Raw genomic sequence first — 24,906 nt, 5'->3', positions numbered from 1 at the left:
GTCTTTGTCGGGCTGCTTTTTTATTTATGACGTGATGACGTTTCAAATTATAGAAAATAGGAGGTTAAGAATTATGGTTAAGAACGTCTTAACCAATCATGTTTAAAAAGCTTCTTGAAATGAGAGAGGCTTCAATGCCTTGTTTAGAGGCTTTACATGAAATTTTGCGTTGCACTTGTTGGCGGGGCGATATCGGTTCTTGGTTCAATGCCTGCACTCGCCGGGAATATTGATCTGGACAAGGTGCCGGAAGTTGCTATTGCGTCCGAAACAGTTCCTTTTTATCTGAAAGGCTATGTCGGGGTCAGTATGGCAGATGCTGATCACCTCGATAAATTTCCGACTTTTGGTGTGGATAGCGATTATCACTGGAAAAATAAAAGTGACATGGACGACGCATTCCTTGGCGGAGTGGGTTTGGGCTATCGTATGAATGATATTGTCCGTCTTGATGGAACAGTCGAATATCGTGCAAAAAATAAAATGAGCGCACGTGATCAAAATTTTTCAAACATACGAAAATATGAAGGCAATGCCTCGTCAATTGTACTGATGGCCAATGCTTATGCGGACCTTGTAACCTATCACAATGTCACGCCCTATATCGGGGCAGGAATTGGCGCGAGTGCCAATCGCATTGACGATTTTGAAGTTGATGCTGGCAGTGATCACTATGAGGCCTCATCAAAAACGAATTGGGATATCGCTTGGGCCATTCATGCGGGCGTTGGTGTTAAACTATCGCGAAATGTTATTCTTGATATCGGATATAGCTACAGCGACCTCGGAGATGCAAACACCGGCGATTTTTCAAAAGAAGCTACGCTCAAGCTTGATCATTTGACATCGCACGATGTCAAAGTCGGAATAAGATACGCGTTCAAATAGAATTTGCCAAAAATAGCGCCATAAAAAAACCGGCTGTTTTACAACCGGTTTTTTAATGAGATCATTCCTTCATGCCCCTCAGGACTTGGAGTTCTTGTCTTTGTTCCAGAACATCAAAGCCGCAAGTCCGATGAGAGGAACAGCAAGCACAAGCGTTTTTTTATTTTTCAAAATGGCCGGAACAGCGGCAACAAGAGAAGCAGCGACCAGATTGAAACGTTCATCGTCCATCTGTTGCTGATAGATTTTACGTCTCTTTGCCGAAATGATGCGGCCGATAAAAAACACCACGAGCGCGACGATAAGCCAAAAGGCAAAAATAATTGTTGCCGATAAGATGGGCGAGACAATCCAGCTCAACGCAATAAATGCAATAACGCATAAGAATATCATCGCGAAAAACAGCGATAATCCAATCAGAAAATAACAAATTGCCTGATTGCGCGTTGATTTGACTGCCGTCTTTACGCTGCCATTTGCCAAACCGCTCATGAGCGGCGCGATAAGCCGCCACATATCTTAACGCCGCATCAACAGAGCAAGAACAAAGCCGACACCTGCTGCCGCAACAAGGCTTGCAACCGGCTTTTCGCGGATGCAATTGCATAACTGGCTCTGCACATCATCAATTTTTTCTTTTGCCTGGGAAATGGCCTCTTCACCATTTTCTTTGGCAGAAGCATAAAGTTTTTCGGCTTTGCCTTTGGCGGCCGTCAGTTTTTCGGAGCCAAGATCATTGAGCGTCGAATGGATATTGGACACTTCTTTCTTCAACTGTTCGAATTGTTCTTGAAGATTTTTTTCGGTTGGCGTTGCATTTTCTTTTGGCATAACGGTTTCTCCTGCTTTTGCGAATGAATGATCGTACGAATAATTTTCGTCGATGTACTTTAATTACATAGTTATCGCATTCAGTTTTTCCACTTTTTTCTAAAAACTCTGTCAGTAATAAACTATAATCGAAAATCCGAAGCAACAAAACGAACGATAGTTTTTCGGGAGGAGAACAATTGATAAATTCCACAGATCGCAGTTTTCTAAAAGAACTCTTTGATTGTGCGGTTATGGCTGCCAATCCGGAACATTTGATGGAACAGTTTTTACCGAAAAAGCCGAAGGGCAGGACAATTGTTGTGGGAGCCGGAAAAGGCTCTGCCCACATGGCTTTGGCACTTGAAAAACTTTGGGCCAAGGCCGGTTATGGCAAGCTCGAAGGTGCTGTCGTCACTTGCTACGGTTGTGGCGTGGAGCTTCATTCAATTGAAGTTATGGAAGCTTCCCACCCTTTGCCGGACGAAAACGGGCTGAGGGCTGCAAAAAAGCTTGTCAAACTTGTTCAAGGATTATCGCCCGACGATCTTGTCATTGCTCTTATTTGTGGTGGCGGCTCGGCCTTGTTGCCATTGCCGCTTGAGCCTTTGTCACTTGAAGACGAAATCGCGATCAATGAAGCATTGTTAAAAAGCGGTGCACCCATCGGTGCGATGAATACGATCAGAAAGCATTTGTCACAAATCAAAGGGGGGCGGCTTGCCTATTATGCAGCGCCCGCCCGCGTCGTCAGTTTTATTGTGTCGGATATTCCAGGAGACATTGCCTCGCAAGTTGCGTCGGGCCCTACAATTGCGGATTGGTCAACACGAGAGGATGCGTTAAAATTTGTAAGCCAATACCATATTGCTTTACCTCAAAAAGCCGTTGAAGTTTTAAATAGCGAGCTTGCCAAGGCTCCGACTCCTGATAATCCCGCTTTTGACAAAAACGCTGCCTATATTGTTGCATCGGCGGCAACATCATTGGAAGCCGCCGCCGCTCATGCACGGAAACGAGGATGGAACGCTGTTATCCTTTCGGATTCAATTGAGGGTGAAGCCAGAGATATCGCCTTGATGCATGCCGCCATTGCTCGTGAAGTTGCCTTGAAAAACCGCCCCTTTGGAAAGCCTGTCGTCCTGCTTTCGGGCGGCGAAACAAGTGTGACAATAAAAGGCGATTACAGCAAGGGTGAGATTGGAAAAGGCGGAAGAAACAGCGAATTTTTGCTGTCATTTTCAATAGCCATCGAGGGGGAAAGTTCTATCATTGCACTTGCAGCGGATACGGATGGTCGCGACGGTAGCGAAGATAATGCCGGTGCATTTTGTGACGGAAATAGTTGTTCGCATCTCAAACAGCAGGGCCTCGACCCCGCAACTTTTCTTGTCCGCCACGATGCATGGACTGCATTCGATATACTTGATGACCTGCTTGTAACCGGCCCGACGGGAACCAATGTCAATGATTTCCGCGCTATCCTTATCCGTTAAAACAGCGTTGGCGGTAGAATTTCTTTACTCCCGGAAAATAAGTTCGATATTTGTTTAAACATGACTTGATTTATCATATTAAATTTTGTTAATTAATCGCCATCGAATTGAAGTTCAGGAACGAGAGCGATGACGAGATATTTTACAAGGCTTGTAGCTGCTACAGCATTTCTATGCTTGGCTGGTGGCTATGCATCGGCACAGACCGAGACACCGCAACCGATCGGGAATGAGGTGTTGCAAGCTGGCGAACAAGCTGGCGAGAAAGCCTTACAAACCGGCGAAAATGCTGTTCAGGCCGGTGAAAACGCTGTTCAGGCTGGTGAAAATACTTTGAAAGCAGGCAAACAGGCTTTGGAATCGGCCGCCTCGGAGACTGCAAACACAGCCAAAGCTGCTGCCGACACGGCTAATCAGGCTGCTGACCATTTTATGGCCTCTATCCCGCATGATTTATCGCCGGTAGGAATGTTCCTGAACGCGGACTGGGTGGTCAAAGTTGTTATGGTCGGCCTTGCGCTTGCATCGGTTTTGACATGGGTTATCTTTATTGTGAAGCTCACGGAAGTTTCTATTGTAAAACGTCGTGCGAAAGCAACGCTGCTCGAAGTTTACCGTGCCCAGAATCTTTCCGAACTCGCTTTGACTGTTAAAAAACAAAAGGGTGTTTGTCCTGTTCTGGTTCAGGCAGCACAAGATGAAGTGCAAGCTTCCATTGCAGCGGTCGATAGTGTCGGTACAGAAGGCTTGAAAGAAAGATTGAGCTCTGTCCTTTCACGCCTTATTTCTGCTTCCGGTCGCCATGTAGCCTTCGGAACAGGTATTCTGGCAACAATTGGTGCCATTGGTCCGTTTGTCGGGCTTTTTGGAACTGTATGGGGCATTATGAACTCGTTCATCGGCATTTCTCAAGCGCAAACAACCAATCTTGCCGTTGTTGCTCCTGGTATTGCCGAAGCACTTCTTGCAACAGCTATCGGACTTGTTGCAGCCGTACCGGCCGTCATCATCTACAATGTCTTTGCCCGTTTGATTACCGGCTATCGTCAACAACTCATCGATGTCTCTGCCGGAATTGAACGTCTTGTCAGTCGTGATCTCGATTTTCGTAAAGTCAAGGTCGAAGCAGCAAAGCGGCCTAATTTGTCGATCGCAGCGGAGTAGGACAGAATGGCTACCAAGCTTGCAGATCTTGACAATGAAGAACTTGATGTCAGCCATGAAATCAATGTAACACCGTTCATTGATGTTATTCTGGTTTTGCTCATCATTTTTATGGTTGCCGCACCTTTGGCAACAAGCGATATTCCGGTGCAACTGCCGACATCTTCGACACCCGCGCAACCAAAGCCCGATAAACCTGTCTATGTAACATTACAGCAGGATAAATCACTTTATGTGGGAGAAGAGAAAGCGTCACTGGAAGATCTCAAGACAACTCTTGATCGGCTCACGTCAAACAATCATGAAGAAAAAATCTTTATTCGTGGTGATGCAGGCGTGGAATATAGCGGAATTATTGCGCTACTTAATGAATTGCGCGCGGCAGGCTACACAAAAATAGGCCTTGTCGGTTTGGAAAAAGCTCCGGCTGCCAAATAGTGTCATTGCTGGCCAGATAGTGTGACTGCTTGACGTAATTAAAAAATGATTTGGTTGTTTAAGCAGTCAAAAAGCTTGGGCTCATTCGACAAGTGCGTCTCCATAAAATAGCATCCATCGAAATAGAAGAAAAACTACAGAGAAATAAAACGCCCAATAGAAAGATTTTTTAAATACGTGGAGCGACTTTTAAGCAGAGTTGGTTGGACAAGTTCCCTTTTCCGGTTATAAAATTGACCGAGTTTAAAATGGAGTTCAATCAAATATGCCGCGTAATAAAAAATTCGAAGGAGATATGACCGAAGTTGGTCATATGCGCACGCCTCCTTTCGTCCGGCTTCCCGATATCAATACGTTATTCGAGGAACGGAGCAAACGTTTTGAAGAACTTGCTCCCACAAGTCCGGTTAAAGACTATATAGATTTTTTGGTGGAATTTACCGGAGCCCAGCAATTCGTCTGTAACGAATTTGCGGCAAGCGATATTCCGACAGCCGATCAGGATCAGGCGCAAAAATTCATTATGCCGCCGATCGACCGGCAGGCTATTATATCCGCCCCTGTTTTTGAAGAAATTGCCAATAGTTTTTTCAAGGTTCTCGGCAACAGAAAGCTGAAGAGTTCAAGTCTTGTTGCTCTGGAGGATACAAGAGCCAACAAGGCAAAATGGCAAAACTGGGCTTCCGATATTATTGCGCATAAATTGCCGCAGGAAAATCTGGCTCAGCATATTTATGTAACAGGCGCCTTGCAAATTGTGTTGACATTGGCTGCTGCAAAACTTGACCCCAAAAAATTGCAGCCTATCGAAGGCAATCTTTGCCCCTGTTGCGGTGGTACCCATTCGGCTTCGATGATTGTCGGTTGGCCATCTTCGGAAGGTATCCGGTTCTGTTCATGCCTTTATTGTGGTTCCATGTGGCGTTATGTCCGCATCAAATGTACATTTTGCGAAGAGACCAAGGGAATCAGTTTCCGCGAGATCGATGGCGGGCCGGGTACCATCCTTGCCGAGACATGTGATACCTGCAAACGCTATTGCAAACAGATGAATCATCAAAAAGATAGCCATTTTGATGTGTTTGCCGATGATATAGGCTCGCTGGCACTTGATCTTTTGATGAAAGAGGATGGTACATTTAAAAGAGGTGCATTCAATCCATTTCTGGCGGGTTATTGATGGTCGCAGATTTTTCTCTCCTACCTCCGGTCAACGCAATTCTTGCCGAACAAGCGGCAAAAGAAGCGGCGGCCAAATTCGGGCATAGTGCAACGGTTGATGCTATCAGGGCAGCCCTTGCTGACGAGCGCATTCTCATCAAAGCAGGACGCACACCGCGAACGAGCGATGTGCTGGCAATGATGGCGCTTGAACGGCTGGAGGTGGATGCCCAATCGACCATGCGTGCCGTGTTCAACCTGACCGGTACAATTTTGCACACCAATTTCGGACGTGCACAACTGCCGGAAGTTGCAATTGAGAATGCCGTTAATGCTATGCGCAACGCGGTTTCGCTGGAATATGATCTTGAAAGTGGCGAGCGAGGAGAGCGCGACGACCATTTGCGCGAATTGATTTGCGAGCTTACCGGTGCGGAAGATGCAACCCTTGTCAATAATAATGCGGCAGCCGTTCTTCTGGTGTTGAATACGCTTGCGGGAAAACAGGGTGAAAGCATTATTTCGCGTGGCGAACTTATCGAAATCGGCGGTGCTTTCCGTATGCCCGATATTATGGAAAGTGCCGGTTGCAAACTGGTGGAAGTCGGAACAACCAATCGCACCCACCTTGCCGATTATGAAAAAGCAATCAATGAAGAGACCGCGCTTTTATTGAAAGTGCACACATCGAACTATCGTATTGAAGGATTTTCTTCGTCAGTCACCACAAAAGAACTCGCGGCATTGGCTGCAACGAAAAGAGTACCTTTTATGGAAGATCTTGGTTCGGGAACGCTCGTCAATCTCGTTAGTTTCGGGCTTCCTTATGAGCCGACTGTTCAGGATGTCATCAAAGCGGGAGCGGATATTGTCACTTTTTCCGGCGATAAATTATTGGGCGGTGTCCAAGCCGGTTTTATTATCGGCAAGCAGGAATTGATTGCGCGGGTCAATAAAAACCCCATGAAACGTTCGCTTCGTGTCGACAAGGTACGCCTTGCCGCTCTGGAAGCGGTTTTGCGCGCCTATCGGAATGAAGAAAAGAGGAACTCAACAATTCCGACCTTGCGTTATCTTTCGCGCAGCCAAAGTGATATTGCCCATCAGGCCGCCGATTTATGCGCAAAAATAAGCGAATTTTTTCAACCGGCTTTTCATGTTGAAATTTGTGCCTGTAATAGTCAGGTCGGCTCGGGCGCAATGCCGATGGAAACTTTGCCAAGCTATGGCGTATCGATAAGCCCTGTTGATCCGGCCGTTTCATTGACAGAATTGGCTTATCGTTTGCGCCAATTGCCAAAGCCCGTTATCGGACGCATGCATGCCAACCGGCTGGTTTTTGATTTGCGTTGTCTGGATGATACAAACGGTTTTGTTAACAATCTCGAAAAACTATCATGATTATTGGTACTGCCGGTCATATTGACCATGGAAAAACGGCTCTCGTCAGAGCACTGACAGGCATTGATACAGATCGTCTGCCACAGGAAAAACAACGTGGTATCACGATTGAGCTGGGTTTTGCCTATAAGACTTTGAAAAATGGCGAGCGTATCGGTTTTGTGGATGTTCCGGGACACGAAAAACTCATTCATACCATGCTGACAGGTGCCAGTAGCATTGACTATGTCATGCTGGTCGTGGCAGCCGATGACGGCATTATGCCGCAAACGCGCGAACATTTCGAAATATTGAAGCTTATGGGGTTAAAGCAAGGGGTTGTTGTCATTACCCGCATCGACCTAGTCGATAAAGAGCGTGTTAATGCATTGCAAGCGGAATTACACCAATTTCTGAAAGGTTCGTTTCTGGAAAATGCGCCGATTTTTCCTGTGTCGTCATTAACCGGCGAGGGGATTCCTGCTCTTAGAAAAGAAATAGAAAACGCTGCCCTGCATTTGAAAAAACGTGTTTCCCATGGGCGTTTCCGCCATGCCATCGACCGCTGTTTTGTGCTTTCCGGAGCCGGCACAGTGGTGACCGGAACCGTGCTTTCCGGTGAAGCATCGGCCAATGATCTTATGGTGATTGCGCCCAATCATCTGCAAGCGCGATTACGGTCTATCCATGTGCAGGATGAGGTTTCGAATAAAGCAAGAACGGGCGACAGGGCGGCACTCAATATTGTGGGTGAAGCAATCAACAAGGATACAGTCAAACGGGGTATGATGGTCATTGACCCGTTTCTTGATAAGCCAAGTCAAAGGTTCGATGTCCGTCTCACAATTCTCACCTCCGAACCAAAGCCTTTGAAACAATGGTTTCCTGTTCACTTGCACCATGGCTCTTTGGAAACCAATGCCCGTCTTGTATTTTTGTCGCAAGACACCATGAAAGCCGGTGAAACCGCTTATGTTCAGATTATTTCCGATAAAGCTGTGATTGCTGCAAGCGGCGACCGCTTTGTCATTCGTGATACATCGGCAAGCCGTACAATTGGTGGCGGCATTATTCTTGATCCGCTGGCACCAGAGCGGCACCGCCGCGCGCCGGAGCGGTTCAAATTTCTTGCCGCAATGGAAAAAGAAGATAACCTTCAGGCTTTGTCGGCAATTCTGGCATTACCACCTTATGGCATTGACTGGCTCTATTTTTGTCGTGCGCGTAACTTGTCTGAAGTCGAGGCGGGCAAACTTCTTTCGAGCGGTCATTTTGTTGTTCTCGAACATGGTCAAGACCGGTTTGTTATGGAACAACAGCAGGAACAACGCCTGCAAAAGGCGATTGTCGATTATCTTGTCGAATTTCATAAAAACGAGCCTGATCTTTTCGGCGTTGGTCTTGAAAAATTGCGTCGTGACGTTGCCCGCGAAATTCGCGCTCCTTATTTTCGTGATCTGTTACAAAACGAAATTGATAAAGGCCGGTTGAAGATTCGTGGCGCCTGGGTTGGCCTTGCCGGTCATGAAGCCAAATTATCGCCCGAAGATGAAGCGATCTGGCAAGGTGTCTATAAAGTTTTGAAGGGTGAAGAACGTTTCCGCCCCCCACGCACGCGTGATTTTGCGCAAGAACTTGGAATTGACGAAAATCATATGCGGCAAATCCTCAAATCATGTGCACGGATGGGGCGTGTCTATGAAGTGGCACAAGACTATTTTTTCCCGCGTGAAGTGCTGGCTGAAATTATTATGATTATGCGGGACATTGCTGAAAAAAAAGAAAAGCACGAATTTGTCGCGGCTGATTTGCGTGACCGGTTAAATAATGGTCGCAAGGTTTCAATTTTTCTGCTGGAATTTTTTGACCGCCATGGCGTGACAATCAGAAAAGGCGATATCAGGAGACTAAATCCGCATCGGCTTGACCTGTTTGCCGATAGTTAGACTTGCAGTTTTTGCCTAAAAGCCGCATAAGACATTCGGAAGGGCTTTTCATCCGGTGATGGATGCGGCCTTCAAAGCCGTAAGGGGCCGTGAGACGGTCTTTTATGGGTTCGACTCCCATGCTCTTCCGCCAATTATTTTCAATTAAATTATGTTCGGTTGAAGCACATTGCTTATCACTTTTCCCGAACTGTTTTTTATTGCCATGATACATCACGTGCCGGAAAACGCATAAACTAGGGCATAAACTAGTGAGTGTTGGAACAATATTACCAGCGTCAGAAACGTGTTCGGCCAAGTTTGTCTTCTTCAAGGTAGAATTCATCACGACAGTTTTTTGAAATCAGCAGGATGGACGTGTGCAAAGTTCTGGAAAGTTTTAACCAGGAAAATTGCTTCACTATCGATGGACAAAAACAGATAACAACCACAAAAGCACGCAATAAACAAAGAGGCGGGAAAACAAAAAAGACGGGTCATAACCCGTCTTTTTTGATGACTATCAAGCAGAAAATCAGGCTTCTTCTTCAGCCTTGACCACTTTCGGTTTTGTTGTACGTCTACGACGCGGTTTCTTTTCAACCACTTCTTCAGTTTCAGCCGGCTTTTCTGCCTTCTCAACTGCTTCTTCAGGAGCTTCTGCTTTCTTTTTGGGTTGTTCTTCAGCTTCGTTTTCACCGGCATCAGAACGACTTGCCGGAGTGTTCCGACGGCGTGGTGCACGACGGGGTTTCTTGAGTTCAACAACTTTACCGACTTCGCCCGTATCCTCGGCAAGAGCGACTTCGGCCGGTACCCCTTGAATTTCCGGTTGCGGGCCGCTTCCAGCCGCTTCATGCTCTTCATTCAATTCCAAAGAAACGACCGGTGTGTTCTCATCCTCTTCATCGTCATCAATCAGTTCTTCACGCTGGATCGGTTGCGGCATTTGTGCCTGTGCTGCCAGAATGATGCGGACATAGTGTTCGGCATGTTGGAGGTAATTTTCTGCCATCACCCTGTCACCGGCAGCTTGGGCATCCCGTGCCAAAGCTGTGTATTTATCTGCTATATGTTGTGCATTACCACGAATTTTTACATCCGGACCGTTACTTTCATAATTGCGTGAAAGAGGATTTGGACCGCGTCTGTTGTTATTATTATTGTTGCGTCCACGGATGCGCCTATTTTGTTGTGGCCTCATAATGATCTCTTTAAGAATATGTTTTATCTATTTGTATTCAGTCGATTTTCAGACAAGAATATAATGGCTTTAGCGCCAATACCCGTTTTTGATTATGCTTGTTGACAAGCCATCAAGCTCAAATCAATTTTTTGAAAATCTCAAAAAGCCTATGGAAACGACTCCAACAGCTATGTTCCATGACGATTTATCTGATATAGTGGAAACTAGCGTTGTTCATCCCAATTGCCAAGCACTTTTTTCAAAATTCGACATCTTATTGGAACGAAAAGCCATAATATCTCGTAAAAATTGGCTATATGGTTATGTACGTGTTTATTCGGGCAGGTAAGATTTGATTTCTTGCCCACCCGAAACAACTAGAAATTGTTCGAATCACTCTTCTATAATAACTTTCGGAGTACCAGAACGTACTTCACCGACAATAGTCGAAAGCGGATAACCCTGGCTTTTCGCGTAAGCGACGACAGAGTCGGCTTTTTCAGGTGAGACGGAAGCGAACAATCCGCCGGATGTTTGCGGATCGGTCAGTAGAAATCGTTTATAATCGGGATAATTTTGCGGCAATACAATATGTTCGCCATAGCTGTCCCAATTACGGCGCGAAGCACCGGTAAAGCATCCATCTTTGGCAAGTGCTTCCGCTTGCTTGAGAAATGGAATTTTCGAATAATTTATAGCAATCTCGACATTGGAACCTTGTGCCATTTCGAGACTGTGTCCCAAAATTCCAAAACCGGTCACATCGGTTAAGGCGTGAACATCGGGATTCCTTCCAAGTTCGGTGCCAATTTTATTGAGAAGCGTCATTGACGCTATCATTTCCTGATAGGCTTCATCGGAGAGTTTTCCGGTTTTGAATGCATGCGAATAAACGCCAACGCCGATACCTTTCATGAGTACCAGTTTGTCGCCTACATGGGCACGGGCATTCAATTTGATCTCGTCTTTTTTGCAAATGCCGATAACGGCCAAACCATAGACCGGTTCGGGATTGTCGATCGAATGACCACCGGCGACAGCAATGCCGGCTTCTGCGGCTTTTTGCCGTCCACCTTTTAAAATCTCTCCGACAATTGCCGGATCAATTTTGTCAACCGGCATTCCGAGAATTGCCAGCGACATAATCGGCTTTCCGCCCATAGCATAAACGTCGGAAATAGCATTTGTCGCAGCAATTTGGCCAAATGTGACAGGGTCATCCACCATCGGCATGAAAAAGTCTGTCGTAGCGATGACACAAGTGCCATCGTCAAGTTCGTAAATGGCAGCGTCATCACTTGTTTCGGTTCCCACCAATAGATGTTCAAATGGTCCATATTCCGGCTGGTTTTTCAGCATTTTCTGCAAAACGGAGGGTGCCAGTTTACAACCGCAACCCCCACCGTGAGCAAGACTTGTCAAACGGAAGGGTGTCATCGAAGTTTCCTTTTTAAATATTCAATTTTGTGTGGGTATCAAAGATATCCGACAGTTTGACAATATTAGCATTTGTCAAACATGCGTGCAATGTAGCTCATCTTCATCACGATCAATCGCCTGTGTTCACAAAAACGTCAACGCCATCGGGAAAGCGATTGCATTATTGTCTTTCAGGATCCATATGAAAAAACTGCGAATGATCTTCCCCGATCAATAGAATCCGCTTTTGTAACAACAGGGCATCAAGCAGACTTGTTTGAAGCTTGATTGGTTGCTTTGAAACAATTGTTGATTTACAATTGTGAGCTTGTGGGATGATCAAAAAATACAAGAGGAATGCCCGTATGAATATAGAGATTTCGCGTCGCGCCTTTTTAAAGGGTGCTGGTGCGGGTGTCGGCGCAACAGCATTGGGTGCGCTTGGTTTTAGCGAGGCTGAAGCAACAGTTGTTTCAGCAATAAAACCTTTCAGGTTAGCTTCAACAACCCAGACCCGACAGACCTGTACTTATTGTTCGGTTGCTTGTGGTATTATCCTTTATTCAAAAGGATCAATGAAAGACGGCACAGCGAAAGTTGTCCACGTCGAGGGGGATGTCGATCATCCGACCAATCATGGTACACTGTGCCCGAAAGGTGCAGCCCTTCTTGATACAATCCATTCAAAGAACCGTTTGACAAAACCGAAGGTTCGTCGCCCCGGTTCCGATCATTTTGAAGAAATCACATGGGACGAGGCACTTGATAAAATCGCCCGCTACATGAAAGATGATCGCGACGCCAATTTTGTTCAGAAAAATGAAAAAGGCCAGACAGTCAATCGGTGGTTAACAACAGGATTTCTTGCTGCTTCTGCAGCCACAAACGAAACCGCATTTGCGACTTATAAGGTCGTACGTTCATGCGGTATGCTGGCATTCGATAACCAAGCACGCGTTTGACACGGCCCCACGGTGTCCAGTCTGGGCCCAACATTTGGTCGTGGCGCGATGACAAATCCATGGACGGATATCCGGTCGACGGATCTCGTCATCATTATGGGTGGTAATGCTGCCGAAGCACATCCTTGTGGCTTCAAGTGGGTTACTTATGCAAAAGAGCATCGCGGTGCAAAGCTGATCGTTGTTGATCCACGCTTTACCCGTTCGGCTTCGGTTGCCGATTTTTATGCACCGATCCGTCAGGGAACCGATATTGCCTTTTTGTCCGGTGTCATCAACTACTGCATAACGCATGACAAAGTTCAGTATGAATATGTCAAACATTTCACCAATGCCGGTTTGATCGTCAATAAAGGTTTCGGTTTCAAAGATGGTCTGTTTACCGGATATGACGAAGCCAAACGTGATTATGACCGCTCGACCTGGTCCTATGAAATGGACGAGAACGGTTATGCCAAGAATGACGAGACTTTGACGCATCCGCGTTCGGTCTGGCAGCTTCTTAAAAAACATGTTTCGGTTTACACACCTGAAATGGTTGAAAGAATTTGCGGAACACCGAAGGATAAGTTCCTTAAAATCTGCGAGATGATTGCAGAATGTTCAAGCCCGACAAAGGCGATGACATCCATGTATGCTCTCGGTTGGACGCAACACTCCAAGGGTGCGCAGAACATTCGCACAATGTGTATGTTGCAGCTTATTCTTGGTGATATTGGTGTACGTGGTGGCGGTGTGAATGCCCTTCGTGGCCACTCCAATATTCAAGGCCTTACAGATGTCGGACTGATGTCCAACCTCATTCCGGGCTATATGAATATTCCGATGGAAAACGAGACAGATCTCAAGACCTATCTCGGAAAACGCAAGTTCACACCTACGCGGCCGAATCAGGTCAGCTACTGGCAGAATTATGACAAGTTCTTCATTTCGTTCATGAAGGCAATGTGGGGCAAAGCCGCAACAAAAGAAAACGACTTCGCCTATGATTATCTGCCGAAGCTTGATATCGCCAATTACGATATTCTTAAAGCTGTCGACATGATGGATCATAACCAGATGAACGGCTATTTCTGCCAAGGGTTCAATCCTGTTCTTGCTTTCCCGAACCGTAAAAAGGTCGAGCGCGGCTTGAGCAAATTGAAATTCCTTGTCGTGATGGATCCGTTGGAAACAGAGACTGCACGTTTCTGGGAAAACCATGGCGATTTCAATGATGTCAATACATCCGAAATCAAAACGGAAGTTTTCCAGTTGCCAACAAGTTGCTTTGCCGAAGACGAGGGAGCTGTTGTGAACTCCGGCCGCTGGTTGCAGTGGCACTGGGCAGGGCAAAACCCGCCGGGGGATGCAAAGCACGACACTTGGATCATGGCGCAACTTTGGTTAAGGCTGAAGAAGCTTTATGAAAAAGAAGGTGGCGTGTTCCCCGATCCTATCGTCAATTTGCATTGGCCATATAAGGACGCAAGCGAACCTCAACCGGCAGAACTTGCCAAGGAAATGAACGGTTATGCTGTTGAAGATCTTTATGATCCGAAAGACCCGACCAAGAAAATCCTTGAAAAAGGCAAACAGGTTCCAGGCTTTGCTTCGTTGAAGGCCGATGGAAGTACCGCTTCGGGCTGCTGGATTTATTCAGGTAGCTTTACCGAAGACGGAAACATGATGGCACGGCGTGATAACACCGACTATGATGGTGCCGGACTTTATCCGAAGTGGACATTCGCATGGCCTGCAAACCGTCGTATTCTCTATAATCGTGCATCTGCCGATTTTGACGGTAAGGCTTGGGATCCGGAGCGTAAAGTTATCGAATGGAATGGCGAGAAATGGACGGGATTTGATGTTCCGGATATTCCGCCTGCATCCGATCCGCACGCTGTCGGTCCGTTTATCATGAATGCGGAAGGCACAGGTCGGCTCTTTACACTTGCCGGTCTTCGTGATGGACCGTTCCCGGTTCACTACGAACCGTTCGAATCGCCGATCGTCAACCCGATTGCTCCGAATGTCCGTGGTAATCCGGCTGCTCGTATCTTTGATGAAGATCTTGCACAATTGGGAACAAGTGATGAATTCCCATATGCGGCAACCTCTTATCGGTTGACCGAGCACTTCCACTACTGGACGAAAAACAACCGGATTAACGCTGCTTTGCAGCCGCAATTCTTTGTTGAAATTTCGGAAGAACTGGCAGCAGAGAAAGGTGTTGTGAAAGGTGATTGGGTAAGAGTTTGGAACAAACGCGGGCAGGTTTTTGCCAAAGCACTGGTTACCAAACGTATCCGTCCGATCATTTGTGACGGCAAGCCGGTTCATGTTATCGGCATTCCACTGCATTGGGGCTTTATCGGTGAGGCGAAGAAAGGCTTCGGTCCAAATTCGCTCACACCATTTGTTGGCGATGCCAATTCCCAGACGCCTGAATTCAAGGCATTTCTGGTGAATATGGAAAAATCGAAAGCGCCAGTCGATGAGAATGGAAAGGCGGAACAATGATTAATATTAATCCTCCAACACAGGATAAAATCGAACCGCAGATCGGTCCGGATGACTACATCCGGATTTCCGCTTCGCCAGCGCCGAAACCAAAGCGAAAATTGGAAGAAATAGCCAAGCTGATTGATGTTTCACGCTGCATTGGTTGCAAAGCGTGCCAGTCGGCCTGCTCTGAATGGAATGAGTTAAATCCCGAAATTGGTGACAATGTTGGTGTTTATGATAATCCGAGGGATCTTTCTCCGGACGCTTTTACAATTATGCGTTTCACAGAATGGGTTAATCCGGAAACCGATGCACTGGAATGGCTCATCCGCAAGGATGGTTGTATGCATTGTTCGGAACCGGGATGTCTTGCTGCTTGTCCGTCACCGGGCGCTATTGTGCAATATTCAAACGGTATTGTGGATTTTATTCACGATAAATGCATCGGTTGCGGTTATTGCATAAAAGGCTGTCCGTTCAATATTCCGCGTGTCTCGCAAGTAACCCACAGAGCCTATAAATGTACTTTGTGCTCCGACCGTGTTGCCGTCGGGCAAAAGCCTGCCTGTGCGAAGACCTGCCCGACTGAAGCGATTATGTTCGGGACAAAAGCCGAGCTTAAAGAACACGCCAAGGAACGCATTGCCGATCTTAAATCCCGTGGTTACAAGAACGCCGGTCTCTATGACCCACAAGGCGTTGGCGGAACGCACGTCATGTATGTTCTTCACCATGCCGATCAACCAAGCATTTATGCAAACCTGCCGGAAGACCCGCATATTTCACCGATTGTGAAAACGTGGAAGGGTATTTCCAAATATTTCGGACTTGGTGCTATTGCTGCAGCTATCCTTGGGGCGGCTGCACATGGTATCTTCATCGGGCGTACGAGAGTAACCAAGCACGACGAAGAACGTGCCGAGAAAACCTTGAAGGATGTCGAACATGACGCATAAGCTTTATGAAAAATACGATTATGTCCATGAAGGTCATCCGGTTATGGTCGACCGCTATACAAAAGGCGCACGCATCAATCACTGGATTGGCGCTGTTTCGATGATTCTTTTGGCATTGACCGGTCTGATGATGTATTGGCCACCACTTTTCCCGCTATCAAATCTCATTGGAGGCGGGCAAGTGGTGCGTACCATTCACCCCTATATCGGTGTTGTCATGGTTATCAGTTTTGCCGGACTTTTCTTCCGCTTCTGGCGCCTCAATATCTGGGAAAATTCGGATTTGAAATGGATTGTCGATATCAAGGATGTTCTGGAAGGCGATGAAGAAAGACTGCCTATGATCGGAAAATATAATTTTGGTCAAAAATGTATTTTCTGGTCGATGTCTATAGGGCTCATTATCCTCATTGTGAGCGGCTTTATGGTTTGGCAAGCCTATTTCGCACCTTTTGTTCCTATCGAATGGCAGCGTTATGCACTGCTTACCCATTCACTGGTTGCCGCCTGCATTATCGCGGTATGGATTTTCCACGTCTATGCCGGTTATTGGGTTGCCGGTTCAATCGGTGCAATGATAAAGGGCAAAATTTCGGGCGGCTTTGCATGGGCTCACCATCGCAAATGGTATATCGCGCTTTTGCGCGCAAACCGCATTAAAGACCGCTAAGTCTTGGGGTTGAGGTTTCAATCAATTTAACCGCAATGTTTTTCCAAAACATTGCGGTTTTATTTTTATCTGTCGTTTCCCGTTGATAAGACAAAGGCTATACGGGCAGAGGCGAAAATGCCGTTTGAGGCCGCTCATGAGCTAAAGCGAATCAGCCGATTGCACCTTTCTTCACAATTATTATCTTAAAAAATTTCTTTGGGTGTTGATTGTCTAGTTGTGTCCGGTTGAACCGAACCCCTTGGTGCCACGAATTGTATCCGAAGTTGTTGTGGTTTCCACAACGGCAATTTGGGGAGCCGGAGAAATGACAGTTTGCGCGATTCTCATGCCGCGGGTAATTGTAAATGGTTCCTGACCGAGATTGATGAGTAAAACTTTTATTTCCCCACGATAATCGCTGTCGATTGTACCGGGCGTATTCAAACAGGTAACGCCATTTTTGAAGGCCAGACCGGAACGCGGACGAATTTGCGCTTCGTAACCTTCCGGTAATTCGAATATCAAACCGGTAGGGACAAGGACACGTTCACCGGGGGAAAGGATGAGTTCTTTTCCCTCTTCCAATGCCGCTCTCAAGTCCATTCCCGCTGATCCGGCAGTTTCATAAGCAGGCAATTTCAGCCCTTCCGAATGAGGGAGACGACGGATAGCAAGTTTAACGGAAGCATCTCTTTGCGACATGAAAAGCCTTCAGGACGATATAATCACTGCCAATCCTTTTAAAGGGGATGACGAGAAGTTACAAGTTACCTTAGGGCCGGTCTTTTTCAAGCGCTACCGATAAGAATACCGGTTGCAAAAACCAGCGCTCCGCCGACAACAACCTGCAAAGCAGCACGCCAGAAGGGTGTTTCCATAAATTTGTTCTGAATCCATGCAATTGCCCATAATTCAACGAACACAACCGCAAATGCAATGGCAATCGCAATATGGAAATCGGGTATGAGAAACGGAAGCGCGTGGCCGAGACCGCCGAGAGAGGTCATAACACCATTGGCAATGCCGCGTTTGATTGGCGAGCCGCGGCCGGATAGCTTTCCGTCATCATGGGCGGCTTCGGTAAAGCCCATTGATATACCGGCGCCGAGTGACGCCGATAAACCGACCAGAAAAGTCTGTCTTGTGTCACCAGTTGCAAAGGCAGCCGCAAAAATCGGTGCCAAAGTTGAAACAGAACCATCCATCAAACCGGCAAGACCCGGCTGGATCCATGTGAGAAGCGTTTGCTTGCGTTCTTTTGCACGTTCTTCATCGGCAACAGATTTCGGCGCGTATTTTTTTTCAAGCTCGATAGCAACATCTTCATGGTGTTTTTCTTCAAGAGCAAGATCGCCCAAGAGTTTGCGGATTTCCGCATCCTTGGCATGGTCGGCAGCTTGTTCATAAAAGCGCGCCGATTGGTCTTCCATTTGTGCAACCGAATCACGCACTTTATCAATGCCGAGCGGGCGGACCAACCAATCCGGTTTCCGATCATAAAAGCCGCTCACATGTTCGCGCCGGATAAGCGGAATCATTTTGCCAAAGCGTTTTTCAAAAATCTTTATCAGCCTGTCGCGGTGGCTATGTTCCTCATCTGCCATTTTTTCAAAAATTTTGGCAGTTGCCGGAAATTCGTCACGTAAACCATCAGCATAGTTGAGATAAATGCGCTCGTCATCTTCCTCCGAAGAAATGGCAAGAGCGAGAATTTCCTTTTCGCTAAGCGAAGAAAACGGTTTCCGATAGGATGATGCAAAGAGTTTTGAAAACATTGGAGACCTATAAATTAGAATTATTCTAAATTAGTTGAGTTGGACGGAAATTCAACCGGAAAATATTGCATGCACTCGATTGTGAATGGTTAATTTCCGTAAATGTGACTTCTCAGCTCGGTTGCAACGAAAATTTACGACAATGAGATCAGGTAAAGCCTGAACAAACCGGTTATTCGCGACAACCGGCTATGTATAAGCTCCCGTTGATTGCGGATGCCGTATTTTTTATGTGTCACCGGCATAGTAAGCTAAACGCTGTTTCCATTCATTGATTTCCGATTTTTCGACCCAAAATTTCCCCCGTTCGGTTGTTACAAAAATAGCGATGAATGTCATCCTTTGATTTTTGAAAAAAGAAAAATTAAATTTCTGTTTTTCCGGTGTGACCAGAAAGTTCGCACCGTGTTTTTTGGAAAGAACGGTCATCCGGAAAATGCATTTGCCAATCAATCATGTTGAAATATGTTTTTTAAATTGACGACCGGTTTTTTATGTTTGCCTGAACAAAACAGGCTTTATTGAACAGATTGAATTGAACATGGTGATATTGATTTATCAGCTTCTTATTTTTGTGATTTTTCACCACTGGAAACAAATTACCCCGAACGGTTTTACCAATTGCCACAATCGATAGACGACACGAAAGAGCTATAAAATTTATATGAAAATCGTTTTTGTCAAAAGCAGATAAAAACTATAATTTAACCATATTAAAATTGGTGTTTGACAGCGTCGGATATTTGCTCTTCAGGAAAAATCACATGGGCAAGCGCATTCTTGTTTTTTTGCTTTTTGTCTTTGCATTGATTGCGGTTTTCTACTTTTTCTTGGCGCGGTTATCACTTGATAACTATCCGGTTCGCGGGATTGATGTATCGCATCATCAAGGCGAAATCGATTGGCATAAAATAAAAAGCCAGAATATCAGTTTTGCCTATATCAAAGCGACAGAAGGTGGTGATTTCAAGGATCCTCAATTCAAGAAAAATTGGGACCATGCATTAGAGGCCGGTTTGAGAGTTGGTGCTTATCATTTTTTCAGGCCTGAAACAGACGGTGTGTTGCAGGCAGAAAACTTTATCAGTTCGGTGCCCGAATATAAAAACATGTTACCTCCGGCAATAGATGTCGAAATCGATCAAACGAAAAGCCCTGACCGACAAGTCATTTTAGAGAGACTTGGCAATCTTCTTCAACATGTCGAAAGCTATTATGGTTCAAAGCCAATTATTTATACAGATGAAGAAAACTATAAAAATTATATCGCCGGCCGGTTTTCCGGTTATCTGTTGTGGTACCGTTCGATTTTTAGCCGACCGGATTTGCCGGACAAACACCAATGGGCCTTCTGGCAATATAATCCCGTGGGTCGTCTTCAAGGGTATAGGGGCCAAGAATTTTTTATCGATCTTGATATCTTCAATGGTACAAGAGATTTGTTTGAAACGTTCCCGACCGGCTGGTAACGTGTCAAAGAATCCGTTGCATCAATACAAGGTTGAGCCACTGTCCGGCTTTTGTACCAACTTCCGGCATGTGTCCGGTTATTGTGAAGCCGAATGCCTTATGGATGGCGATAGAAGCTTTGTTACCCGCTTCAATACCGGCAATAAGAACATGGATATGGTTTTGTTCGGCATGTGTGATTAAAGCCGCCAGAAGTTTTTTGCCAATTCCTTTTCCGCGTTCGGTCTTTTCAATATAAATGGATATTTCAGCCGAATAGCGGTAGCCTTCGAAAGGTCTGAACGGTCCGTAGCTTGCATAGCCTACTGTTTTGCCATCATCCACAGCAACCAATACCGGATATCCGGCAGCATTTCGTGTTTTCAACCATTCCCGACGATTATCAATATCGACGGTTTTTTCATTCCAGATAGCGAGCGTATTCTCTACCGCATCGTTATAAATATCAGTGATGGCTTTAAGATCACGTTCTTCAGCCGGTCTAATGGTAATCATTTTTAAAACCCATCGAATATTATGATTGGAAACCCTAGTCGCTTTTTAAAAGCGTGGAAAGAGGGCGCATGATAGCAATGGTCAAATTTTCGGCAAAAGGGCAAAAATATCGTTCGCCGTCAATCCTTTCTCTCTGAGCGACCGCAAACTTGTGTCCTTGTTGGATTTTGACAATTTGTGTCCGTCATGACCGAGAACGAGCGGATGGTGGTAATAAAGCGGTGGTTCATAACCGAGAATCGTCTGCAAGAGCCGGTGAACCGAAGTGGCCTGGAACAGATCATTGCCTCTGACAACATGGGTGATGTGCTGAAGAGCATCATCAACAACGACCGATAGATGATAGCTTGTCGGCATGTCTTTACGTGCGATAATGACATCGCCCCAAAGTTCGGGATGAGCAATTACTTTCTTTGTTTCATTGCCATGAAATTCGTGCCAGAAGAGATCTTTGCCTGAAAACCGCAATGCAAGATCCATATTAAGCCGCCATGAATAAGGCACACCTTCGGCAATCATTTCGCGTGCTTTTGACTTTGAAAGCGAACGTTCATCCGTCGGATAAAGCGGTGTGCCATCGGGGTCACGCGGCCAATTTTTGCCCTTTCGCTCGGCTTCGGCAATGATTTCTTTTACGTCTCCACGGGTCAAAAATGCGGGATAGACAAGACCGAGTTTTTCAAGTTCATCAAGTGCTTTTTGATAGTCTGAAAAATGTTCCGATTGTCGCCGGAAAGGTTTTCGGAAATCGACCCCTAGCCATGATAGGTCTTCCACAATCGCATTTTCATAGTGTGTTTTGCAGCGTGTTGTATCAATGTTTTCCATGCGCAAAACAAGTTCGCCCTTTAATATTCGAGCGATATGTTTGTTGACCAGCGCCGAATAGGCGTGCCCGAGATGGAGATAGCCGTTAGGGCTAGGTGCGAAACGTAACCGGACGGGCTTAATGTTCACCATTTTTTTTGTATGCACAAAAAGTGCCGACAAGAGCAAGAAAGGCTAGAAAAAGGCTCGATACAGCATTCCAACCGGCAAATGAAAGCCCTAGAAAATAACCGGCCGCAGTATCACAGGAAGGTGGTCGTTTTTTGTTCAGATTTGCCAGTAGATCATTTGCATCGGAAGTAATGGCTGTAGCGGCCGCCGAACAATCTGTTGGACCTGGCCAGAATTTATATTCCGCACCGGCATGATAGATTGATAGACCGAGATTATAAATCATAAGAAAAGAGGTAATCAAAAACAGCAAACGGATAAGAAATCCCGGTTTTCCTGTGAGCGACAAAGCCAAAGTTATGATCATTAAAGGTATACCGGTATAATAGGGAATACGTTCTTCAAGGCAAAGTTTACAAGGCATATAGCCGCCTATATGTTCGAAACCGAGTGCGGTTCCAATAGCAATCACCATCAAGGCCAGTATCAAACAGGAAAGAATTGTTTGAAGCCGTCCGGACAGATAAATGGGCGAAGCAAAACCAATCAAAACAAATCCCCTTAGACCAGTATTTTATATAAAATATAGCCAATTATCAGAACGGTGCAAGCAATGGCGATAATCCATTTTAATCTTGGCAGGATATAGTCCAGCATGGTTGCACCATATTTTTTAATGAGCCAGGCCAGAAAATAGAATCGTGCGCCGCGTGCGACGATTGCTGAAATTATGAAAACCCAGATGTTCATACCGACAACACCGGCAAGAATCGTAACAACCTTGATGGGCGGAAGATGGGATATGCCTGATGTGATCAGCAATAACAGGATGATTTCCATACTGGTATTGCTGCGCAACGCCTCGAAAGTCTCGAATTTTCCGTAAAATTCCAATACCGGTTTTGCTATCGCTTCATATGCAAAATGGCCGATAAGCCATCCTAATATTCCGCCGAGAACAGAAAAAAGTGATGCAATAAATGCATAGCGATAGGTTTTTTCTTTATTGATAAGTGACATCGGGATGAACAGGACATCTGCCGGAATAAGGAAAACAGAACTCTCTACAAAAGCGATAAAGGCCAGCCAGTATTCGGCTGATCTGCGGCCTGCCAGAGATAAAGTCCACTCTCCGAGCTTTTTGAGCATTTTGTTATTCCTCGTCAATCAAGCTATCTCTAAAGATGGTTAAAGCGTTAATCCAGTAGCTTGAACAAAATTTTTTAAGATAATTGTGTGTAAGGCAGTTGACGAGACCTCGGTTCTTAATATAACCAACAAATCCGTGACACATGGTTTGTGTCCTCACTTCATCGATGCGGGTGTGGTGGAACTGGTAGACGCGCCAGACTCAAAATCTGGTTCCCAAAAGGAGTGTCGGTTCGATTCCGACCACCCGCACCAATCAAGCTCAACCTTTCTTTCTATTTTTGTTTCGAGCTTTGTATTTTTGTTTCCTGTCGCTTGTGTCGGTCAATTGTTTTTATTCGGTGAGCCCATTGCAACAACGAAATTATTTTGTTTGCCCCTTCCTTCATAAAGTAACTCCGGACGGAAAATGTGCATGAATGTTGCGGAAACATTTTTAATTGGCGGCAATGGTGGAGCGCTTTTGGCGAATTTATTTTGATAGTGTGTGAAAATCATCAGTCACGCGTTCTATTGACAAGGACTATAAAACTGTTCGACAAAGTTTATTGCGAACGTCAAAAACAACAAAACGGGAATTCAAAACAGTTTATTGGAAAGAGGGCAGATAGAATATTCTTAACCACTCTCGTCCTCTCGTACCAACCAAGTTTTTCCCGACAATTACGGCAATAAAGGGCCAATTCATGCAAAATACCGATGTTATTATTTATCATAACCCGCGTTGTGCAACTTCGCGAAGCGTGGTCGGTCTTGTGCGGGCTATGGGTTATGAACCCCATATTATCGAATATCTGAAAACACCACCGACACCGGAAATGCTTCTTTGGCTAGCCAACCGTGCCAATGTTTCCATACGGGATTTTTTGCGGACAAAAGAACCGGCCTATAAAAAGTCAGGCCTGGATGATGAATCATTGCCCGACGATGTCATCGCCAAAAAAATGCATGATCATCCGGAACTCATCAATCGGCCGATTGTTGTTTGCCCGAAAGGTGTTCAACTTTGTAGGCCGGCCGAAACAGTGACAAATCTGCTGATTTTACCGGAAGAATGAAGTTTTCGGTCTTTCCATCTTTGTGTTGCGGACAAGAAAGCCGTGAGCGGAGGCTTTTGTTTTTCGTGATGTAATATTGTTTTTTCAAACGGGATTGGATTGAAACCGGGTGATGAATTTCCTTCCATGAGGTTAAAGTTATTCAATTCTGGACTTTACCGATCGGGTAGGCTTGGATTGAAAAACAGGTTTTGCGTGTTTCATGCAAACAGGATGACAGATTGGAAAACTGTCGAATTGAAGACATTTCTTTTGAACAAAACATCCGGATCTCAGAGAAGGGCGGGCAGGTTTCAGCTAATTCAGCTTTCTTCAATCTGTCACTTGACTGTATTTCGCGATGAGATTGTCTACAAAATCCGGAACTGTTTTTGTTGCAGGTCCGGAAATAACGTCGTCGAATAATTCATAAGTGGCCGGATTGGTAGCAAGGTTAATTTCGAAACATTCTGCACCGGCTTGTCGTGCAAGGCCAACAAAACCGGCTGCCGGATAGACGAGGCCGGATGTTCCGATAGCCGCAAAAATATCGGCTTGAGACAATGCTTTTTCGATTTTTTCCATATAAAAAGGAATTTCACCGAACCAGACGATATCGGGTCTGAGACTCGCTTTCGCATAACAATGCGGACAGATGCTTTCCGCCGTTACATCGCCTTTCCATTCGGCTCTTTTGTGACATGTAAGACATAGAACATGGTTGAGGGTGCCATGCATATGAAGAACATTTTTTGATCCCGCCCGTTCATGCAAATCGTCGACATTCTGTGTCACGAGGAGAAAAGAGTGCTGAAAATTCTTTTCCAGTTTTGCAAGAGCAAGGTGAGCCTTGTTGGGGCGTGCATTTGCAGCATCATGACGGCGCTTGTTATAGAAATTATTGACGAGATCCGGCGAGCGTGCAAAACCTTCGGGTGTTGCTACGTCTTCAACTTTATATTTATTCCATGTACCATCGCTACCACGAAAGGTTTCGAGCCCCGATTCAGCCGATATGCCTGCACCTGTTAAAATGACAATATTTGGAGTTATATTCATTTGTTACTCACTCGTGACAAGGTTATTTCTCTTTTACCAGAAACGCGTATGTTACAAA

Annotated in this window: 23 protein-coding genes and 2 tRNA genes; 14 read left to right on the top strand and 11 right to left on the bottom strand. The window is 45.6% G+C overall.

Annotation, left to right across the window (positions count from 1 at the left end; translation table 11 throughout):
* Positions 1-156: 156 nt before the first annotated feature.
* Positions 157-888, top strand: coding sequence for an outer membrane protein (locus H3S83_RS00230; RefSeq protein WP_198238589.1), 732 nt, complete (start codon positions 157-159; stop codon positions 886-888).
* A 78-nt stretch (positions 889-966) separates the two neighbouring features.
* Here H3S83_RS00230 and H3S83_RS00225 read toward each other — a convergent pair whose 3' ends face one another.
* Together H3S83_RS00225 and H3S83_RS00220 are read right to left on the bottom strand one after the other, a co-directional pair.
* Entirely contained in the window at positions 967-1,404 is a 438-nt protein-coding gene (locus tag H3S83_RS00225) for a phage holin family protein (RefSeq protein WP_198238588.1), read from the bottom strand.
* A gap of 3 nt (positions 1,405-1,407) precedes the next feature.
* The gene (locus tag H3S83_RS00220; RefSeq protein WP_198225670.1) at positions 1,408-1,719 is read right to left on the bottom strand and encodes a YqjD family protein; all 312 of its coding nucleotides are present in this window, start codon (positions 1,717-1,719) and stop codon (positions 1,408-1,410) included.
* Between the two features lie 179 nt (positions 1,720-1,898).
* Between H3S83_RS00220 and H3S83_RS00215 the strand changes: the two genes are divergently transcribed.
* From H3S83_RS00215 to H3S83_RS00185, 7 genes are all read left to right on the top strand, one after another.
* Complete coding sequence (locus H3S83_RS00215; protein WP_198238587.1) at positions 1,899-3,194, top strand: glycerate kinase; 1,296 nt, start codon at positions 1,899-1,901, stop codon at positions 3,192-3,194.
* A gap of 129 nt (positions 3,195-3,323) precedes the next feature.
* On the top strand, positions 3,324-4,358 hold the full coding sequence (exbB, locus tag H3S83_RS00210) for a tonB-system energizer ExbB (protein ID WP_198238586.1): 1,035 nt from the start codon (positions 3,324-3,326) through the stop codon (positions 4,356-4,358).
* Positions 4,359-4,364: 6 nt separating this feature from the next.
* Positions 4,365-4,796, top strand: a complete 432-nt coding sequence (gene exbD / locus H3S83_RS00205) for a TonB system transport protein ExbD (protein ID WP_077972960.1) — start codon at positions 4,365-4,367, stop codon at positions 4,794-4,796.
* Positions 4,797-5,061: 265 nt separating this feature from the next.
* Positions 5,062-5,976 carry a formate dehydrogenase accessory protein FdhE gene (gene fdhE, locus H3S83_RS00200; protein WP_198238585.1) on the top strand — a complete coding sequence of 305 codons (915 nt, stop codon included), beginning with the start codon at positions 5,062-5,064 and terminating at the stop codon, positions 5,974-5,976.
* Positions 5,976-7,358 (top strand): L-seryl-tRNA(Sec) selenium transferase, encoded by a 1,383-nt coding sequence (gene selA / locus H3S83_RS00195; protein ID WP_198238584.1) that lies wholly within the window; start codon positions 5,976-5,978, stop codon positions 7,356-7,358. Before fdhE ends, selA begins: the two co-directional genes overlap by 1 nt.
* The gene (gene selB / locus H3S83_RS00190) at positions 7,355-9,283 is read left to right on the top strand and encodes a selenocysteine-specific translation elongation factor (RefSeq protein ID WP_198238583.1); all 1,929 of its coding nucleotides are present in this window, start codon (positions 7,355-7,357) and stop codon (positions 9,281-9,283) included. Before selA ends, selB begins: the two co-directional genes overlap by 4 nt.
* 37 nt (positions 9,284-9,320) lie before the next feature.
* Positions 9,321-9,416: transfer RNA gene (locus tag H3S83_RS00185), tRNA-Sec, on the top strand.
* A 381-nt stretch (positions 9,417-9,797) separates the two neighbouring features.
* Here the strand turns inward: H3S83_RS00185 and H3S83_RS00180 are convergent.
* A complete protein-coding gene (locus H3S83_RS00180; RefSeq protein ID WP_198225676.1) occupies positions 9,798-10,466 on the bottom strand; it encodes a DUF4167 domain-containing protein in 669 nt (222 codons plus the stop codon).
* Between the two features lie 375 nt (positions 10,467-10,841).
* Positions 10,842-11,885, bottom strand: a complete 1,044-nt coding sequence (gene selD / locus H3S83_RS00175; RefSeq protein ID WP_198225677.1) for a selenide, water dikinase SelD — start codon at positions 11,883-11,885, stop codon at positions 10,842-10,844.
* Positions 11,886-12,232: 347 nt separating this feature from the next.
* Between selD and fdnG the strand changes: the two genes are divergently transcribed.
* Genes fdnG through H3S83_RS00160 form a run of 3 tightly spaced genes read left to right on the top strand, consistent with a single transcriptional unit; the run spans position 12,233 to position 16,942 of the window.
* Positions 12,233-15,331, top strand: coding sequence for a formate dehydrogenase-N subunit alpha (fdnG, locus tag H3S83_RS00170; RefSeq protein ID WP_198238582.1), 3,099 nt, complete (start codon positions 12,233-12,235; stop codon positions 15,329-15,331).
* Positions 15,328-16,272: a formate dehydrogenase subunit beta gene (fdxH, locus tag H3S83_RS00165; RefSeq protein WP_198238581.1), complete on the top strand. Its 945-nt coding sequence runs from the start codon at positions 15,328-15,330 to the stop codon at positions 16,270-16,272. The genes fdnG and fdxH overlap by 4 nt, the downstream gene beginning before the upstream one ends.
* Positions 16,262-16,942 (top strand): formate dehydrogenase subunit gamma, encoded by a 681-nt coding sequence (locus H3S83_RS00160; protein WP_078040118.1) that lies wholly within the window; start codon positions 16,262-16,264, stop codon positions 16,940-16,942. Before fdxH ends, H3S83_RS00160 begins: the two co-directional genes overlap by 11 nt.
* A 213-nt stretch (positions 16,943-17,155) precedes the next feature.
* On the opposite strand, the gene dut is transcribed toward H3S83_RS00160, so the two are convergent.
* Together dut and mbfA are read right to left on the bottom strand one after the other, a co-directional pair.
* Positions 17,156-17,626 carry a dUTP diphosphatase gene (dut, locus tag H3S83_RS00155; RefSeq protein ID WP_198238580.1) on the bottom strand — a complete coding sequence of 157 codons (471 nt, stop codon included), beginning with the start codon at positions 17,624-17,626 and terminating at the stop codon, positions 17,156-17,158.
* A gap of 86 nt (positions 17,627-17,712) precedes the next feature.
* Positions 17,713-18,699: an iron exporter MbfA gene (gene mbfA / locus H3S83_RS00150; protein WP_077972940.1), complete on the bottom strand. Its 987-nt coding sequence runs from the start codon at positions 18,697-18,699 to the stop codon at positions 17,713-17,715.
* Between the two features lie 764 nt (positions 18,700-19,463).
* On the opposite strand from mbfA, the gene H3S83_RS00145 reads away from it, so the two are divergent.
* Entirely contained in the window at positions 19,464-20,168 is a 705-nt protein-coding gene (locus tag H3S83_RS00145) for a GH25 family lysozyme (RefSeq protein WP_198225682.1), read from the top strand.
* A gap of 4 nt (positions 20,169-20,172) precedes the next feature.
* On the opposite strand, the gene H3S83_RS00140 is transcribed toward H3S83_RS00145, so the two are convergent.
* The 4 genes from H3S83_RS00140 to H3S83_RS00125 form a co-directional block, all read right to left on the bottom strand.
* Positions 20,173-20,664 (bottom strand): GNAT family N-acetyltransferase, encoded by a 492-nt coding sequence (locus H3S83_RS00140; protein ID WP_077972934.1) that lies wholly within the window; start codon positions 20,662-20,664, stop codon positions 20,173-20,175.
* Between the two features lie 81 nt (positions 20,665-20,745).
* On the bottom strand, positions 20,746-21,624 hold the full coding sequence (gene gluQRS / locus H3S83_RS00135; protein WP_198239617.1) for a tRNA glutamyl-Q(34) synthetase GluQRS: 879 nt from the start codon (positions 21,622-21,624) through the stop codon (positions 20,746-20,748).
* The gene (locus tag H3S83_RS00130) at positions 21,611-22,150 is read right to left on the bottom strand and encodes a disulfide bond formation protein B (protein ID WP_343211367.1); all 540 of its coding nucleotides are present in this window, start codon (positions 22,148-22,150) and stop codon (positions 21,611-21,613) included. The genes gluQRS and H3S83_RS00130 overlap by 14 nt, the downstream gene beginning before the upstream one ends.
* A 14-nt stretch (positions 22,151-22,164) precedes the next feature.
* Positions 22,165-22,752, bottom strand: coding sequence for a YqaA family protein (locus H3S83_RS00125; protein WP_198225683.1), 588 nt, complete (start codon positions 22,750-22,752; stop codon positions 22,165-22,167).
* A gap of 169 nt (positions 22,753-22,921) precedes the next feature.
* Between H3S83_RS00125 and H3S83_RS00120 the strand changes: the two genes are divergently transcribed.
* A tRNA-Leu gene (locus H3S83_RS00120) sits at positions 22,922-23,007 on the top strand.
* Positions 23,008-23,438: 431 nt separating this feature from the next.
* Entirely contained in the window at positions 23,439-23,810 is a 372-nt protein-coding gene (gene arsC, locus H3S83_RS00115) for an arsenate reductase (glutaredoxin) (protein ID WP_198238579.1), read from the top strand.
* Positions 23,811-24,122: 312 nt separating this feature from the next.
* Here the strand turns inward: arsC and H3S83_RS00110 are convergent, their stop codons facing one another.
* Positions 24,123-24,848, bottom strand: coding sequence for an NAD-dependent deacylase (locus H3S83_RS00110; protein WP_198238578.1), 726 nt, complete (start codon positions 24,846-24,848; stop codon positions 24,123-24,125).
* Positions 24,849-24,906 lie beyond the last annotated feature (58 nt).

The organism is Bartonella sp. W8122 (assembly GCF_016102485.1).
GTDB classification, from domain to species: Bacteria; Pseudomonadota; Alphaproteobacteria; order Rhizobiales; family Rhizobiaceae; genus Bartonella; species Bartonella apihabitans.
This window is presented reverse-complemented; position numbering and strand designations above follow the sequence as displayed.

Excerpts from the sequence above, each read along its gene's own strand:
- H3S83_RS00230 (WP_198238589.1), top strand. The coding sequence starts at position 157 with ATGAAATTTTGCGTTGCACTTGTTGGCGGGGCGATATCGGTTCTTGGT.
- H3S83_RS00225 (WP_198238588.1), bottom strand. The coding sequence starts at position 1,404 with ATGTGGCGGCTTATCGCGCCGCTCATGAGCGGTTTGGCAAATGGCAGC.
- H3S83_RS00220 (WP_198225670.1), bottom strand. The coding sequence starts at position 1,719 with ATGCCAAAAGAAAATGCAACGCCAACCGAAAAAAATCTTCAAGAACAA.
- exbB (WP_198238586.1), top strand. The coding sequence starts at position 3,324 with ATGACGAGATATTTTACAAGGCTTGTAGCTGCTACAGCATTTCTATGC.
- exbD (WP_077972960.1), top strand. The coding sequence starts at position 4,365 with ATGGCTACCAAGCTTGCAGATCTTGACAATGAAGAACTTGATGTCAGC.
- fdhE (WP_198238585.1), top strand. The coding sequence starts at position 5,062 with ATGCCGCGTAATAAAAAATTCGAAGGAGATATGACCGAAGTTGGTCAT.
- selA (WP_198238584.1), top strand. The coding sequence starts at position 5,976 with ATGGTCGCAGATTTTTCTCTCCTACCTCCGGTCAACGCAATTCTTGCC.
- selB (WP_198238583.1), top strand. The coding sequence starts at position 7,355 with ATGATTATTGGTACTGCCGGTCATATTGACCATGGAAAAACGGCTCTC.
- H3S83_RS00180 (WP_198225676.1), bottom strand. The coding sequence starts at position 10,466 with ATGAGGCCACAACAAAATAGGCGCATCCGTGGACGCAACAATAATAAT.
- selD (WP_198225677.1), bottom strand. The coding sequence starts at position 11,885 with ATGACACCCTTCCGTTTGACAAGTCTTGCTCACGGTGGGGGTTGCGGT.
- fdxH (WP_198238581.1), top strand. The coding sequence starts at position 15,328 with ATGATTAATATTAATCCTCCAACACAGGATAAAATCGAACCGCAGATC.
- H3S83_RS00160 (WP_078040118.1), top strand. The coding sequence starts at position 16,262 with ATGACGCATAAGCTTTATGAAAAATACGATTATGTCCATGAAGGTCAT.
- dut (WP_198238580.1), bottom strand. The coding sequence starts at position 17,626 with ATGTCGCAAAGAGATGCTTCCGTTAAACTTGCTATCCGTCGTCTCCCT.
- mbfA (WP_077972940.1), bottom strand. The coding sequence starts at position 18,699 with ATGTTTTCAAAACTCTTTGCATCATCCTATCGGAAACCGTTTTCTTCG.
- H3S83_RS00145 (WP_198225682.1), top strand. The coding sequence starts at position 19,464 with ATGGGCAAGCGCATTCTTGTTTTTTTGCTTTTTGTCTTTGCATTGATT.
- H3S83_RS00140 (WP_077972934.1), bottom strand. The coding sequence starts at position 20,664 with ATGATTACCATTAGACCGGCTGAAGAACGTGATCTTAAAGCCATCACT.
- gluQRS (WP_198239617.1), bottom strand. The coding sequence starts at position 21,624 with ATGGTGAACATTAAGCCCGTCCGGTTACGTTTCGCACCTAGCCCTAAC.
- H3S83_RS00125 (WP_198225683.1), bottom strand. The coding sequence starts at position 22,752 with ATGCTCAAAAAGCTCGGAGAGTGGACTTTATCTCTGGCAGGCCGCAGA.
- arsC (WP_198238579.1), top strand. The coding sequence starts at position 23,439 with ATGCAAAATACCGATGTTATTATTTATCATAACCCGCGTTGTGCAACT.
- H3S83_RS00110 (WP_198238578.1), bottom strand. The coding sequence starts at position 24,848 with ATGAATATAACTCCAAATATTGTCATTTTAACAGGTGCAGGCATATCG.